This is a genomic window from Onishia niordana (genome assembly GCF_004798965.1).
Classification (GTDB): domain Bacteria; phylum Pseudomonadota; class Gammaproteobacteria; order Pseudomonadales; family Halomonadaceae; genus Onishia; species Onishia niordana.
The window spans coordinates 125,380-140,758 of sequence record NZ_SDSD01000001.1 but is presented as its reverse complement, the minus strand read 5'-3'; the positions used below and the strand labels follow the sequence as shown (position 1 = coordinate 140,758).

General features: G+C 59.5%; 14 protein-coding genes. 7 read left to right on the top strand and 7 right to left on the bottom strand.

All coding sequences use genetic code 11. From position 1 onward, the window contains the following. Window positions 1–34 precede the first annotated feature (34 nt). From ETC27_RS00635 to ETC27_RS00620, 4 genes are all read right to left on the bottom strand, one after another. On the bottom strand, window positions 35–925 hold the full coding sequence (locus ETC27_RS00635; protein WP_136253063.1) for a polysaccharide lyase: 891 nt from the start codon (window positions 923–925) through the stop codon (window positions 35–37). 71 nt (window positions 926–996) lie between these two features. Beyond that, window positions 997–2,571: a PilZ domain-containing protein gene (locus ETC27_RS00630; RefSeq protein ID WP_136253062.1), complete on the bottom strand. Its 1,575-nt coding sequence runs from the start codon at window positions 2,569–2,571 to the stop codon at window positions 997–999. A gap of 44 nt (window positions 2,572–2,615) precedes the next feature. Continuing rightward, window positions 2,616–4,535, bottom strand: coding sequence for a glycosyltransferase (locus ETC27_RS00625; RefSeq protein ID WP_136253061.1), 1,920 nt, complete (start codon window positions 4,533–4,535; stop codon window positions 2,616–2,618). An 8-nt stretch (window positions 4,536–4,543) separates the two neighbouring features. After that, on the bottom strand, window positions 4,544–5,890 hold the full coding sequence (locus tag ETC27_RS00620) for a UDP-glucose dehydrogenase family protein (protein WP_136253060.1): 1,347 nt from the start codon (window positions 5,888–5,890) through the stop codon (window positions 4,544–4,546). A gap of 536 nt (window positions 5,891–6,426) precedes the next feature. On the opposite strand from ETC27_RS00620, the gene ETC27_RS00615 reads away from it, so the two are divergent. The 7 genes from ETC27_RS00615 to ETC27_RS00585 all read left to right on the top strand — a co-directional run bounded on the left by ETC27_RS00615 (window position 6,427) and on the right by ETC27_RS00585 (window position 13,533). Further along, window positions 6,427–6,894 (top strand): SUF system Fe-S cluster assembly regulator, encoded by a 468-nt coding sequence (locus ETC27_RS00615; protein WP_136253059.1) that lies wholly within the window; start codon window positions 6,427–6,429, stop codon window positions 6,892–6,894. A gap of 50 nt (window positions 6,895–6,944) precedes the next feature. Next, on the top strand, window positions 6,945–8,387 hold the full coding sequence (sufB, locus tag ETC27_RS00610) for a Fe-S cluster assembly protein SufB (protein WP_136253058.1): 1,443 nt from the start codon (window positions 6,945–6,947) through the stop codon (window positions 8,385–8,387). An 81-nt stretch (window positions 8,388–8,468) separates the two neighbouring features. Beyond that, window positions 8,469–9,221 carry a Fe-S cluster assembly ATPase SufC gene (gene sufC / locus ETC27_RS00605; protein WP_136253057.1) on the top strand — a complete coding sequence of 251 codons (753 nt, stop codon included), beginning with the start codon at window positions 8,469–8,471 and terminating at the stop codon, window positions 9,219–9,221. After that, the gene (sufD, locus tag ETC27_RS00600) at window positions 9,218–10,576 is read left to right on the top strand and encodes a Fe-S cluster assembly protein SufD (RefSeq protein WP_136253056.1); all 1,359 of its coding nucleotides are present in this window, start codon (window positions 9,218–9,220) and stop codon (window positions 10,574–10,576) included. Before sufC ends, sufD begins: the two co-directional genes overlap by 4 nt. Before the next feature lie 3 nt (window positions 10,577–10,579). Beyond that, entirely contained in the window at window positions 10,580–11,821 is a 1,242-nt protein-coding gene (locus ETC27_RS00595; protein WP_136253055.1) for a cysteine desulfurase, read from the top strand. A gap of 27 nt (window positions 11,822–11,848) precedes the next feature. Next, complete coding sequence (gene sufT, locus ETC27_RS00590) at window positions 11,849–12,412, top strand: putative Fe-S cluster assembly protein SufT (RefSeq protein WP_136253054.1); 564 nt, start codon at window positions 11,849–11,851, stop codon at window positions 12,410–12,412. 260 nt (window positions 12,413–12,672) lie between these two features. Continuing rightward, entirely contained in the window at window positions 12,673–13,533 is an 861-nt protein-coding gene (locus tag ETC27_RS00585) for a SanA/YdcF family protein (RefSeq protein WP_136253053.1), read from the top strand. Here ETC27_RS00585 and ETC27_RS00580 read toward each other — a convergent pair. From ETC27_RS00580 to ETC27_RS00570, 3 genes are all read right to left on the bottom strand, one after another. Then, window positions 13,460–13,900: a hypothetical protein gene (locus ETC27_RS00580; RefSeq protein WP_136253052.1), complete on the bottom strand. Its 441-nt coding sequence runs from the start codon at window positions 13,898–13,900 to the stop codon at window positions 13,460–13,462. The genes ETC27_RS00585 and ETC27_RS00580 overlap by 74 nt on opposite strands. A 104-nt stretch (window positions 13,901–14,004) precedes the next feature. Further along, window positions 14,005–14,913 (bottom strand): 30S ribosomal protein S6--L-glutamate ligase, encoded by a 909-nt coding sequence (rimK, locus tag ETC27_RS00575; protein WP_136253051.1) that lies wholly within the window; start codon window positions 14,911–14,913, stop codon window positions 14,005–14,007. 20 nt (window positions 14,914–14,933) lie between these two features. Continuing rightward, complete coding sequence (locus ETC27_RS00570) at window positions 14,934–15,371, bottom strand: ATP-dependent zinc protease family protein (protein ID WP_136253050.1); 438 nt, start codon at window positions 15,369–15,371, stop codon at window positions 14,934–14,936. Window positions 15,372–15,379: the final 8 nt, after the last annotated feature.

Sequence of the window (15,379 nt, the reverse complement as noted above, 5' to 3'; positions counted from 1 at the left end):
AGGGCTCCTGTGAGGGGATGACCATGCGCATTGGTCATGACGTGGGCGCATAGAAACGGAAGGCGGCAAAGTCGGCATGCTGGTCGCTGGGCGTCCGCCAGTCCTTGCCGTGGCCACCGAAGAAGGTGGAGAACATCAGGCCATCGATAGTGACGTCCTCGCTGGTGCGATAGATGATGTCCCGCTGCTCGAGGATCGGGCGTCCATCCACCCATACACGGGCGATGCCATTGGCCTGGCCCGGGTCGTTGAGCACGATTTCCTGCTCGAGGGTCACCCAGCGTCCGGTGGGGAAGGACCACAGACCCCGGCCGACCGATTTGCCATATTCCTTATCTTGGTCGACCGCGTACTCATAGAGCTCACCCTGACCGTTCTTGCGCCACATGTAGCGCATCGAGAAGCCATTCTTGCCGTTGGCCTCTTCCCCACCGCTAGGCGCCTCGCCACCAAAGAGTCCTGGCAGTTTGCCGCCCTTGACGAAGTCGAAGCCCGGCGCGAAGCGCACCTGATAAGAAAGGCAGGCCGTCTCGGCACCAGCCAGCGATGCTGGGGCCGCATAGAAACCGGCTCCACCGATGTCGGTATCCCCGGGGGATGAGGTATTGGCCGGGTAGTGCACGCGCAGACCGGCTTCGCCGAGGCCCGTCTGGTGAGCGTCGAGCACCTCGGCATTCTGGTCGGTGCCCCAGTCTTTATGGGTCGTGAAACCTTGGCGAATGGCGGCCTGGGGATCCTTTGCGCCGACTTCGGGACTTGTCGATGCCACCAGCGGGTAGCGTTTTGAACAGGCACTTTGGGTCGGTGTGCCCAAGGCCGTGTCTTCGTCGGCCATTGAGGCAGACATCGGTAGCAGGCACAGGACCACCGCGGTGATCGCGGCGGTAAGTGGGCGCTGCGCGCAAAGAAGGGTCGCATTGGACATGACGGGCTCCTTGCAGCAGTGCTCCGTCAGGGCGGAGCACGCGAGGTGAATCGGTCGTTGGGGGAACGGCTTCAGCCAGCCTGTGCGGTATCCGCATCCCCGGCGAGAGAGTCGTAGATGCCTTCGCCGAACTGGATAACCGAGCGGGCGCCTTGCCATACCCATTCAGCCGTGGCCCCCAGGAAGGGATCTTCGGTGAAGCGCACGTCGACAGGAGTGCCGACGCGAGTGGCCGGCAGTGGTTCTTCAGGCACCAGCAGCACACTCGCGACGTTCTGTTGCTGACGGACCCAGCTTGGGAAGCCGGCGCGCGGCTGGCGCTCGATATCCAGCGCAACGCTGCGAACCCGAGCATTGACCGGACCCGAAACGTTCGGCAGCGAGATGTAGGCCTGCTGGTTGGGATCGATGTTGTCGATATCGTCCATGTGCACCAGCGCCTCAACCATGATGTCGTCCTCGCCGGTACGGATTAGCGTCATGATGCGCTCGCTTTCATTGATGTAGGTGCCATCGGCGCTACTCAAGGCCCAGGCCACGAGGCAGTTGCAGGGGCTGTAGATATCATTTTTGGACTGGCGTGATTCCAGGGCGGTGATGCGCGAGCTCTGGAAGTCGCGGGCCGTCTTGAACTGCTGAATACGCGTCTTGGCTACTGCCGGAGACACTGTCTCGAAGCTCGATGTCTCGCCACTTGAAGGTTGAGAGGCATTAGCCACGCTGACCTCTTGGGTCGACGAGGCGAGACTCTCATCCAGGTTATCGATCAGCTGACTGTTATAGCTTTGCGCCGCCTTGGCGAGGATCAGGTCTGACTCCAGGTCGGTGTTCTTGACCCGGGTGAGCTTCTCGTCGCGCTCGACGCGGTCGCCCGCGGTGAGGCCATGTTCCATCAGGATGCCCGGGCCCGGTGCGCGAATATCGATGCGTGGTGCCGTGACGGCGGCAAAGCTGGGTTCGATCAGCATGAAGTTACGATATGCGGTGGCCGCGAGCGCCAGCATCAGCACCCCGAAGGCCACGAATAGCGCGATATATCGCCCCATCGGCTTGGGCGGACGCTGGGCGGCCGCTGCCTGCGTACTGCCTTGGCTGCTCTGCCGGCGCCGTGGTGTCTGGGCATCCTCGCCCTCGAGAAGTCCTTCGACACTGATCTGGCGACCGCTGAGGCAGGCACGAATGATGCGACGCAGCAGCTCGTGGTGAGAGGTCTCCATGTCGATGATCTCGAAAGCCGCTTTGTAGCCGTTACCGGAAGCTTCTTCAGTACAACGGCGACATTCGGCGACCACCGGCACGATGAGTTCCGTGTTGCCGGCCATGATGAGCAACGAGGCTTTTATTCGAGCCTCCAGGCGGAAGGGGCGCTCGCTGTAGAGAGCGAAGCCACCCTGGGACACGTCGCTGCCGGTGAAGCTATTGCCGTCGTCCAGCTTCACCGTGAAGGGCGGCGAGACGCGAATGTAGCGCCGCTCGTCACGGCGCTCATGTTCCACCGCTTCTCCAGGAGGCGTGGTTTTCTGCTCAGCCGCGCGCGCTCGTGATGGCTGCGACGTTTGATGCCCACTACCAAGGGTGGGCTCGTGGCCTCCGAGGGTGGGCTCGTTGCGCTTGTCGCTGCCGTTGTCGGCGAAATAGTCGGTCATGTGGGATGTCTCCTTGAATGGTCACCTGGCTCGTGAGGCGGGCGCTATGACTGGCCCGGTTGCACGCTGAGGCGCATATCGACAAGGGTCACTGTGTCGTCGCCGAGCTTTAGCTCACAGCTGTTGGGTGATCGGCATTCTTGTGTATCGGGATCGGTGATCAGCTGCCCATCGGCATCGTGCAGGTGTCCTGCCAGGCGCGATGACATTTCCAGGGTGGTCGGCAGCGCTCCGTCGGCGCCGTGTAGTCGCATTGCCGACGAGGATGTCTGTTTAAGCTGATCCAGTAGCGCGGCATCGAGGCGCAGCACGCCGGGCGGCAACTGAATGTCGTCGCGGTTGCTGTCATTAAGTAGGGTGGCTAACCAACGATTGTCAGCGCCCTGAGTGGCCGCGCTGTCGCTCTCTTGGGTGGTATCGCCGAGGATGTTCATGGCGGTCGAATCGGGTATCCGCATGACGCCTGTAGAGAGCACCAATACATAAACCATCACGCCGACGAAAAAGGCATGCAGAACGTGCCCCATGCGGCGCTGGCGGCGCACGGCGATAGCATCTGACGGTTCGCCGGCCGAAATTCCCTGGCGCGACCACTTCTGACGATTGAAACGAAAGCTGACAAAGGTCTTCAGCAGGGCGCCAAATACCTGGTTGTAGTAAATCATCGGTATCCACAGGAAACTGAAGCGGCCTCGCTGCCAGGCAAGAATCAGCGTCGAGACACTGCGTGTGAACAAGATCCACAGTAGATAGGCGAAGATAAACGACGGTCTTATGAAAAGCGTCACCAAGATGGCGACGATGGGACCGATTAACGTGGTCCACATCGATAGGCGCTGATCCACAAGACTCCACCAGGTGAACATGCCCATTGGCCGCGGCCCGAGCTTGATGGCTCGGTCGCTGGTACGCAGCATATTCCCGTACCAGCGCCGCATCAGGTCAGTGGTCGAGGCGAAGAAGCGCTTACGATTCGGCAACTCCTCAAAGCCGGTCACATAGACGTCCGGCACATACAGCATCTTCCAGCCGTTCTTGAGCAGCCAGTACCAGGTCGATTTGTCATCCCCGGACAGGAACTTGAAGTTACCGAAGCGCCAGTGCTCGACGTGGTCATTCTCGACCAAGTCGATGAAGTCCCGGTGGGTGGCCAGGTCAGCGCGAAAGGCGCTGTAGCGCCCCGTCAGCACCAGCAAACGCCCAGACACCGCCATTGAGCTCATGACCAGGTGGCGTTGTGCATAACGCAGGTCGTACCACTCCTTGGTGGCATCGTTGCCGGTCACGATGGCGTTGTTATTGGTGGTCAGGGCGCCGATATCGTCGCGCGTCTGAAAGAACGACAACGAGCGCTCGAGTGTTCCCGGCTCGAGCAGAATGTCGCCATCCATGGAGACCAGAAGGGCGCCTGGTGCCGGCTGGCGGCGTGAAATGGCTCGCAGTACCTCGGCCATGGCGGAGCGCTTGCCGTCGCCTTTCTGGAACATATAGCGGATCTCGATATTCTCAGGCCAGCCATGTTCCTCCATGACATGCGTGATCACATCGACGTCGCTACGATCCGAGATGGAGGCAAAAATCGTCGTCGGTACGCCATAGTCGCTGACTTCACTAACCAGGCGCTCATAAACCGGAAAGCTGACTTCGGGCTCAATGCGAAACGAAGTGCACAGCACGAAGAGCTCATTGGCACGAGCGACCTGGTCGGCGGCGTCGGCCTCGGCACGCATGCGCGGGAACACCCGGCGGTTGAACCAGACAGAACGCACCGCCTGGAGGAACCACCAGGAATAGCGCCAGATGCCAATTGCCCCGATAGCAAAGAAGAAGCTCTTCGATTCGGGAGAAAAGACATCGGCAGGCAGCTCAACCAGCAGCACCACCAGCAGGGCAAGCCCCAGCAATAGCGTGGTCAACTCCGTCACCTTGCTGGCGACGGAGGTGTTGGCAGGCAGTTTCGACATCTCGGCTCCTAGGCCAGTGCGGGCTTAAGCGAGTTGCCCCGGCCGATGGCGTAGTAGGCCAGACCCGCTGAAGCGACGGCCTGGGGATCGAAGAGGTTGCGCCCATCGATCAGGGTGGGTGTGAGAAGTGACTCATGCAGCTGTTCGAAATCGACGGTGCGGAAAGCCTTCCATTCCGTGCAGATCACCAGCGCATGGGCACCTTCCAGGGTGTCATCACGGCGTGTGGCAAGTTCAAGGTCGTCGCGCTCACCATAGATACGGCGACATTCGTCAGCGGCTTCGGGATCAAAGGCCTGAACCTTGGCACCGGCCTGCCACAGAGATTCCATGAGTGCACGACTCGGCGCTTCTCGCATATCGTCGGTGTTTGGCTTGAAGGCGAGGCCCCAGACGGCGATCGTTTTGCCGGCCAGGTCACCATCGAAGGCCTGTACCAGCTTGTCGAACAAGCGGGTCTTCTGTCCTGCATTCACTTGTTCAACGGCATTGAGCATGCTGGCTGGCTCGCCGACTTGCTTGGCGGTGAGGGCCAGTGCCTTGACGTCTTTGGGGAAGCAGGAACCCCCATAGCCGCAGCCTGGATAGATAAAGCTATAGCCAATACGCGGATCGCTACCGATGCCGTGGCGGACATGTTCGATATCGGCACCCAGGCGTTCGGCAAGGTTGGCGATCTCGTTGATGAAGCTGATCTTGGTCGCCAGCATGGCGTTTGCGGCGTACTTGGTTAGCTCCGCGCTACGTACGTCCATGAACATCAGCTTGTCCTTCTGCCGGTTGTAGGGCGCGTAGCATTCACGCATGTAACCACGCACCTTTTCCGACTCGGTCCCTACCACGATGCGTGCCCCACGGCTGAAGTCTTCGACGGCCGCGCCTTCCTTGAGGAATTCCGGGTTGGAGCAGACATCGAAGTCGAGGCTGACGCCTCGTTCGGCGAGGGTCTCGGCCACCGCTTCATGCACTAGCGAGCCAGTGCCGACGGGGACCGTAGACTTGTCGACGACGACCTTGTACTCGTTCATATGGCGGCCGATGGTACGCGCGACTTCCAGGACATACTTGAGATCGGCGCTACCGTCTTCATCCGATGGGGTACCAACGGCGATGAACTGTAGCGTGCCGAAGGCCACCCCTTCGGCCGCATCGGTCGTGAATCTCAGTCGGCCGTCTGCCACATTCTGCTGAATGATCGGTGACAGGCCCGGTTCGTAGATAGGAATCTCACCCGCCTGGAGGCGCTCGACCTTGTCAGCATCGATGTCGACACAGGTGACTTCGTGGCCGACCTCAGCAAGGCAGGCACCAGTGACAAGGCCGACATAACCAGATCCAAAAATCGTAATGTGCATGGCAGCACGGCTCCCTATTTATGCGTTGGATATCCTGCTGGAGAAGGCAAATAAAAGGCCATTTTTATATTTATATATATATTTCAATATCTTGAGATTATCTGGTCGTCATAGAAGCCGGTGGCCGGTGCGAGATGGACGAGCTTGCGTTGCGAGTTGGCAACGCTGAGAGGCGGGTTTTTAAAAATCCTTTTTATTCAGTGGTTTATAATGTCGCCTATAGCAGACGCCCCAAGCTTGATTGTTTTTATGTATCTGATATTCATGCGTTTTTTATTTTTTTGGGGAAGGTGTGGTTTATCTGCAGATCTTGCTTCGAGCGAAAGGGGACAGGGGATGTCAGTAAATGCGATTGATTGGTGTTTGCGTTGGTATTGGCATCGATTATGTCGACATCTTTCGACAATCCTGTCGGGGAGAGGAGGAAGGCTTCACATCGCCTTTATACAGGACTAAAATGGTCCTCAATCCGAGGTCGCTTCGCCAAGTAAGCCGTCACCGTGCGATGCGTACTGCGCTCAGTAAGGAGTGGCACCATGCTGAAACTGTCCCGTTTGACCGATTACGCTGCCGTGGTCATGGCGCAGATCGCTCGTCATCCGGAGCAGCCGCATGCCGCTGCGGACTTGGCTGAAGAGGTTCAGCTGCCTCACCCCACGGTGAGCAAGACGTTGAAGATGCTGGTACGCGCTGGTTTATTGACGTCGCAGCGCGGTGCCCAAGGCGGTTATCGCCTGGCGCGGCCAGCCTCCCAGATCAGTGCCTCTGACATCATTACAGCCATTGAAGGCCCAGTGGCGATGACCGAGTGCAGCCAAGATGACGGTGACTGTGATTTGGCCGCAACCTGCGGTGTGTCCGACAACTGGCAGAGAGTGTCGCTTGCCGTGCGTACGCTGCTCGACAGCGTGACGCTCGCGCATCTAGCCGAAACCACGCCAATCAAGTTGCCGGTCAGGCTACCCATTCAATCCGTGACCCTGGCCAGCGAGGCCGGTTGCTAACGTACAACGCCCGGATTCCTCGATTCCAACTGACCGGGAGGAGATAGACCATGGCAAGTGAAGAAATGGAGCAGCTTGTCCGTCGCGAATACACCCAAGGGTTCGTGACAGACATTGAAAGCGACACGATGCCGCCCGGCCTCGATGAGAACACCATCGCCTTCATCTCGAAGAAGAAAGGCGAGCCAGAATGGATGCTCGAGTGGCGTCTCAAGGCCTATCATCAGTGGCTGAAGATGACCTCGCCGTCCTGGGCGCACCTGGACTATCCGCCGATCGACTACCAGGCGATCTCCTACTACAGCGCGCCGAAGAAGGACGAAGATCGTCCTCAGAGCCTTGATGAAGTCGACCCCAAGCTGCTCGAGACCTACGAGAAGCTGGGCATTCCGCTGCATGAGCGGGCGGCCCTTGCTGGCGTGGCCGTGGACGCGGTTTTCGACTCGGTGTCCGTGACAACGACATTCAAGGACAAGCTGGCCGAGGCGGGCGTGATCTTCTGCTCCATCTCGGAAGCCATCCGCGATTACCCGGAGTTGATCAAGCAGTATCTGGGCACGGTGGTGCCGTCTGCCGATAACTACTTCGCGGCGCTCAACTCGGCAGTGTTTACCGACGGCTCCTTCGTCTTCGTGCCGGAAGGCGTGACCTGCCCGATGGAGCTCTCCACCTATTTCCGCATCAATGCCGCCAATACCGGGCAGTTCGAGCGCACCCTGATCATCTGCGAAAAGCAGGCTCAGGTCTCCTATCTCGAAGGCTGCACCGCACCGCAACGTGATGAGAACCAGTTGCACGCGGCAGTGGTCGAGTTGGTGGCCTTGGAAGACGCCTACATCAAGTACTCCACGGTCCAGAACTGGTACCCGGGTGACGAAGATGGCAAGGGCGGTATCTACAATTTCGTGACCAAGCGCGGTGACTGCCGGGGTGACCGTTCGCGGATCAGCTGGACCCAGGTCGAGACCGGCTCGGCGATTACCTGGAAGTATCCGTCCTGCGTGCTGCGCGGCAAAGACAGCATCGGTGAGTTCTACTCGGTCGCCGTGACCAACGGTCGTCAGCAGGCCGACACCGGTACCAAGATGATTCACATCGGTGAGGGCACCCGTTCCAGCATCATCTCCAAGGGCATCTCCGCCGGTCGCAGTAACCAGTCCTATCGCGGCCTGGTCAAGATCGGGCCTAGGGCCAAGGGCGCGCGCAACTTTACTCAGTGCGATTCGCTGCTGATCGGTGACCAGTGTGGCGCTCACACTTTCCCGTATCAGGAGATCGGTAACAGCACAGCGACCGTCGAGCACGAGGCGACCACCTCGAAAATCGGCGAGGACCAGCTGTTCTATTGCCAGAGCCGGGGTATCTCCGAGGAAGACGCGGTCAGCATGATCGTCAATGGCTTCTGCAAAGACGTCTTCCAGGAGTTGCCCATGGAGTTCGCCGTCGAAGCCGAGGCGCTGCTCAATGTGACATTGGAAGGGGCTGTCGGCTAAGCGCCGCCTGGCTCAATTACCGTCTCCGTCATCGAATCTTACAAGGCCGCGCGGCGGCCCGAACCGAATCAAGGTGTCAACATGCTCGAAGTCAAGGATCTGCACGTCACGGTGGAAGGCAAGGAAATCCTCAAGGGCCTTTCGCTCTCGGTCAACCCGGGTGAGGTCCATGCCATCATGGGGCCTAACGGCGCCGGAAAGTCGACACTGTCGGCAGTGATCGCGGGTAAGGATGGCTATGAAGTGACCAGCGGCTCGATCACTTTTGAAGGTCGGGATGTGCTGGAGATGGAGATTGAGGAGCGTGCTTGTGCCGGCATGCTGCTCGGCTTCCAGTATCCGGTCGAGATCCCCGGCGTGAAGAACATCTATCTGCTCAAGGCAGCCCTGAATGCTCAGCGCGCGGCGCGTGGCGAAGATGAGATCCCTGCGCCGGAGTTCATGAAGCTGGTGCGTGAAAAGATCAACTTCATGAAGATGGATTCGAGCTTTTTGCAACGCGCCGTCAATGAAGGCTTCTCGGGTGGCGAGAAGAAGCGCAACGAGATCCTGCAGATGCTGTTGCTCCAGCCGAAGCTGGCGATGCTTGATGAGATCGATTCAGGCCTCGATATCGACGCCATGAAGGTTGTCGCCGATGGCGTCAACTCGCTGCGTGATGCCAATCGCGCCATCCTGATGGTCACTCACTACCAGCGCCTTCTCGATCATATCGTGCCGGACGTGGTTCACGTGCTGGTTGATGGTCGCATCGTCAAGACCGGCGACAAGGCGCTGGCCCATGAACTCGAATCGCGGGGCTATGAATGGGTCCTGGAGGAATCCGCGGCATGAGCGACGAACAGACCTTTCTCGATGCATTGAGCGCACGCGCCGATCGCCGAGGCGCCGAGCCCACCTGGGTTGCTGCCCGTCGCCAGGCCGGTGCGGCACGCTTCGAAGCAATGGGGTTCCCGACTCGCCGTGACGAGGCGTTCAAGTACACTGATGTACGGGCGATCGCCCGCGGCGATTTCACCCTGTCTCAGGATGCGCAGGATGTGACGCCGCTGTCGCCTGCGACGGCGGCTGCGCTGACGCTGCCCCTCAAGGCCCTGCGCCTGACCTTCGTCGACGGTATCTTTGCCCCCGAGCTCTCTGATCTGGCGGCCCTGCCGGCAGGTGTCAGCGTGGAGCCGCTGTCTCAGGCACTGGCCGCTAACCATGAAGCCGTAGGCGGCGCTCTTGGGCGTCTCGCGGGTGTCGACTTTTCGCCGTTCACGGCATTGAACACCGCCTTTGCCGAAGAGGGCGCGGTGATTCGGCTGGCACCGGGGACGGTGGTCGAGGCGCCGATCCTGGTGCAGTTCCTTTCCCGTGCCAATCAGGTGCCCTTGATGAGCCACCCGCGGGTGCTGATCGAGGCCGGCTCGCGCAGTGAGGCCACGGTGATCGAGCACCAGGTGGGCGAAGAGGGTGCCGCCAACTTCTCTAACCTGGTCTCAGAGGTCATGCTCGAGCGTGGTGCGATTCTGACGCATTACAAGCTTCAGGAAGCCGCGCTCACGGATCTGCATGTCTCGAGCCTGCATATCGACCAGGGTCGCGACAGCCGCTTCACGTCCTTCAATCTGAACCTGGGGGGCTCGCTGGTACGCAATGATATCGTCGCCGATATGAATGCCCAGGGCGCTGAGGCGAACTACTTTGGGCTCTTCTTCGCTCAGGGGCGTCAGCACGTCGATAACCATACGCTGGTCAATCATAACGCGCCCCATACCTTCTCCAACGAGAACTACAAGGGCATTCTCGGCGACCGCGCCCACGGTGTCTTCAATGGCAAGGTGATCGTGCGCCGCGACAGTCAGAAGATCGAGGCTCATCAGAGCAATGCCAACCTGCTGCTTTCTGATCGCGCCGAGATCGACACCAAGCCTGAGCTCGAGATTTACGCGGATGACGTCAAGTGCTCCCACGGGGCGACCACCGGCCAGCTCGATGAAGAAGCCATCTTCGCATTGCGTGCCCGGGGTATCAGTGACGAGACCGCGCGCGGCCTGTTGACCCTGGCCTTTGCCGGCGAGGTCATGGATCAGGTAGCCCTGGACGCGATCGCCGAGCGGGTCGAGCGGACGGTGGCGGGCAAGCTGCCGGAGCGCTTCAACCTGGCCGGACTGGTCGAAGCGGCTGCTGCCCTGGATGAGGAGTGAGTCATGACCGACTTCAGTGACCTGATGCTGGACGTGGCCAAGGTGCGCAATGACTTCCCGATCCTCGATCGGGAAGTGCATGGCAAACCGCTGGTGTATCTCGATAACGCCGCCACCTGCCAGACGCCACGGCAGGTGATTGAGGTCTTCGATGACTACTATGGGCGCTACAACGCCAATATCCATCGTGGCCTGCATACCTTGTCTGATGAAGCGACCGCGGCCTTCGAGCGCACGCGTGATAAGGTGCGAGCCTTCATCAATGCCCGTGAGATCCGTGAGATAATTTTCACACGAGGCACTACCGAGGCCATTAACCTGGTCGCGAACGCTTGGGGGCGTGCCAACCTCAAAGCTGGCGACGAGGTACTGATTTCCCAGCTCGAGCATCATTCCAACATCGTGCCCTGGCAATTGCTGGCCGCTGAGATCGGCTTCACTATCAAGGTGATCCCGGTCGATGAGCGTGGTGTGCTCGACCAAGACGCTTATCGCGATCTGTTCACCGAGCGGACGCGTCTGGTGGCTGTGAATCATGTCTCCAATGCCTTTGGTACTGTCAATCCGATCTCAGACATGGCGCGGGTGGCCCATGCTCACGACGCCCTGATTCTGGTCGACGGCGCTCAGGCAGCACCTCATGAGCAGATCGACGTCGTGGCCATGGACGCTGACTTCTACGCCTTCTCGGGCCACAAAGTCTATGGGCCCACTGGCATCGGCGTGCTCTATGGCAAGGCAGAGCTACTGAGTGCCATGCCGCCGTGGCAGGGTGGTGGCGAAATGATCAAGACGGTTTCCTTCGAGGCCGGCAGCACCTTCGCCGACATTCCCCACAAGTTCGAGGCCGGCACACCGGCGATCGCCGAGGTGATCGCGCTGGGGGCGGCGCTCGACTGGGTGGCGGGCATCGGGCTGCCGCTGATCCGTGCCTGGGAGCATCGCCTCACCGAGCATGCCACCCGGGAGCTTTCGCGTATCGACGGCCTGCGGATTCTGGGAACCGCGCCAGGCAAGGCTGCCGTCATGTCCTTCGTGGTCGATGGTGCACACAGCCAAGACATCGGCTTGCTGATTGATCAGCTTGGCGTAGCGATACGCACCGGCCATCATTGCGCTCAACCGTTGCTTTCTCACTTCGGTGTTGATGCCACCTGCCGCGCGTCTTTCGCCGCCTACAACACCCCCGAGGAGATCGACATCTTCGTCGAATCCCTGGAGCGTGTGATTGGTATGGTGCGCTAACTGATTCCGGAGGAGACAATGTCGGCAATGGAACAAGTTGATGGGCTCTATAAGGGTCAGGAAATGCCCTTGCAACGGGATGTGGATGTGATCTCCATTCCCTTCGGCAAGACCGTAAAGCTGACCGAAGACAGCATCGTCTCGGTGATGCAGGCCAAGGGCAGTACCGTCAGTGTGGCCTTCGAAGGTCGCTTATTCTTGGTCGAGGGTGCTAACCTTGATGCCTTGGGCCTCGAGTCACTGCCACGCCCCACCTTGCCTGAGGATGCCAGCGAAGAGCAGATCGAACAGTTTGTCTGGGACCAGCTGCGCACTTGTTTTGATCCGGAAATTCCGGTTGATATCGTCGAGTTGGGCTTGGTCTATGGCTGTCGCATCGATCGATTGCTGAATGGCGATCGCATCGTCACCATTCGCATGACGCTTACCGCCCCTGGCTGTGGCATGGGGGATGTCATTGCCGCCGACGCCCGTAACAAGATTCTCGGTGCTCCACAGATCAGCAAGGTGCACGTCGAAATCGTCTTCGACCCGCCCTGGAGTCGCGAGATGATGAGTGAGGAAGCCAGGCTCGAACTGGGTATGTTCTGAGGTTATCTACTACTTCCGAAACCCGCTGTTGACAGTTCTTGGCCGACTCTCGCTATTGGGGCTCGCGTACCGTGAAGCGATTGACATGGAAAAACGCATGTCGAACGGCTGAGAACATCTTGCTAGACGCGCAGACAATGCCCCGTTTCTGGTAACAGGATCGGGGCATTTAACGATCGACATGCGCCCAAGGGCCGATAGACAGCAAAGGGTAGGCTTGCATGTACCGGAAATGGGGGAGAGGTCTTAGAGCCATCCTGATGACGCTAGGCGCCTTGGTGGTATGCCTGGTGGTGCTGGGAGTCGCCGCAAATCTTTGGATGGTAGAGAGGACTCGTGGCCGTATCGAGCATCAGCTGGCGCAGTGTGTCCAGGCGCCGGTTGGTATCGTGTTCGGGACCTCGCTATGGAGTCGCCAAGGAGGGCGTAACCCGTACTTTGCGGCGCGAATCGATGCAGCCGCTTACCTGATGCGTGAACGACGCGTCAGCCACTTGCTGCTGTCCGGTGACAATCGTACCCGTTACTACAACGAACCCGTGAGCATGTGGCGAGAGCTGCGGAATCGCCGTGTGCGCGACGTTGACATGACCCTGGATTACGCGGGTTTCAGCACTTTCGATACGCTGGTTCGTGCCCAAGCGGTATTTGATGTTGAGCGTGCGCTACTGATCAGTCAGGCCTGGCATTTACCCAGAGCCATGTTTATTGCCGATGCGTCAGGTCTGCAGGTCGAGGGCTGTGCGGTTCAAGCTGAGTCTGCTGATGGTATCTGGCGACTGCGCGCCCGGGAGTGGTTGGCGCGACTGGCGACGCTTGGCGATCTTTATCTCTGGGGGCGAGAAGCGTACTTCCTTGGCCCCAAGGAGCCGCTGGTGATCGCTAAACCACCGCGGATATCGCCGGTGGCCGTGGCCGTGTCTTTGCGGTTGCAAGGGGCGTTGCATGAGGGAAAAGGTTCGCCACAGGCTCCTACTATGGATGGGGAGGGGAGCTTGCCTGCAGCGAACTCAGGCGATAGTGCTGCGCCGCCTGTCAGAAAAGAGGCTAGCGGTTCTGTTTCTGAAGTTGATAAAGCTCTCGAATCAGCTTACGACAGCCCTTCCAGCAACGCTCAATGACCGGCTCGATAGAGTCGGGCAGCGGGTGTGTGTGAAGCGTGGCGAGTGCTTGCATCAGCACCCGCTCCTGTTCGAGTAGCTCACCGATGAGTACCTGGCTGTCGTTGCCGACAAAGCTCTTCAGCCGGCTCCAGAGCCACATGTAGTCGTCACGTTCGACATCGGCATCTCGAGGAAGCAGGTTGAGATGACGCTTGGCCAGCGTCTGCAGCTTCTGCATTTCCTTATGGCGTGCCTCATAGTGCGGTTTCAGCACTTCACGCAACGCCGGACGCAGGCGTTCGATGTTGTCTTGGAAGTAGTCGAGGCTATCGGCCAGCGCTTCGAGCAAGCTGTCCATCGCCACTTGGCGATTATCGAGAAACATGAGCAGTCACCTCCTCCGGTGACGCAGATTGTGCGCGGGGAAACGGTGTTTTGCTACCCCGTGACGAGAAAAACTCTCGAGCCGCTCGACTCGAGAGCGTCGCACTAGCCCTTGGGCTTCGGCGGAGCCTTGCGTTTGGGGGCCGCGTGTTTTTCCAGGTTTTCGACGATCAGACCGGCGATGTCCTTGCCGGTGGCCGTCTCGATGCCTTGCAGGCCTGGCGAGGAGTTGACCTCCATGATCACCGGTCCGTGATTCGAGCGCAACAGGTCAACCCCTGCTACGCGCAGTCCCATGGCCTTGGCGGCACGGATCGCCGTGGAGCGCTCTTCCGGTGTGATACGAATCACACTGGCGCTGCCGCCGCGGTGCAAGTTGGAGCGGAACTCGCCTTCGGCGGCCTGACGCTTCATTGAGGCCACCACCTTGTCACCGATCACCAGGCAGCGAATGTCTGCGCCTTTGGCTTCCTTGATGTACTCCTGAACCATGATGTTCGCCTTCATGCCCATGAAAGCCTGGATCACGCTTTCCGCCGCCTGGTTGGTCTCGGCAAGCACTACCCCGATACCTTGAGTGCCTTCCAGCAGCTTGATGACCAAGGGAGCCCCCTTGACCATGGTGATCAAGTCGGGGATGTCATCGGGCGAGTGGGCGAAGCCGGTCACAGGCAGGCCAACGCCCTTGCGCGAAAGCAGTTGCAGGGAGCGCAGTTTATCCCGAGAGCGGGTTATTGACACGTTGTCGTTGAGGACATAAGTGCCCATCATCTCGAACTGTCGCAGTACGGCACATCCATAGAAGGTCACTGATGAGCCGATGCGCGGAATCACCGCATCGAAGGGCTCGAGTTCTTCCCCTTTATAGTGAATAGAGGGCCGGTGCGATGTGATGTTCATGTAACAGCGCAGCGTGTCGATGACCCGAGCAGTATGGCCGCGCTGCTCTGCCGCTTCGATCAGGCGGCGAGTTGAATAAAGATGGCGATTGCGTGATAGCAGGGCGATATGCATACATCAGCTCCTTGTAGGGGTCAGGGCTCGCCATGAAGGAAGGCGGCGCCGGGGGCGACTAACAGGCGGCGCATGGCACGCCGTCCAAGCAGCATGGGATGTCGCATATCGCCACGGTGAGTCAGGCTTAGTTCTGCCATGAAGTCGAGATCACCAATTTGCAGGCGTGTGCGCACTACGTATCGCCATTCGGCCTGGCCGTTGGAACTGGTGACCAGTCGCCGGTCATGCAGGTGAAGGCGCACTGGATGAGGCGGGCTTTCAGGCCCACCACCACGGGTCACGAAGCTGACCCAGGTATGGCCATCTTCTTCGAACGTCTCAATTTCCTCGGCATGAAGGGCCGATGTGCGTGCTCCAGTGTCGGCCTTGCAGCAAAGGGTCAACCCCAGATCGGGAAGCGTCACCATCTCGCGGCGGCCGATGACCGCCTTGGCGTGATAGGGCAGTGCTTTCATGATCCCTC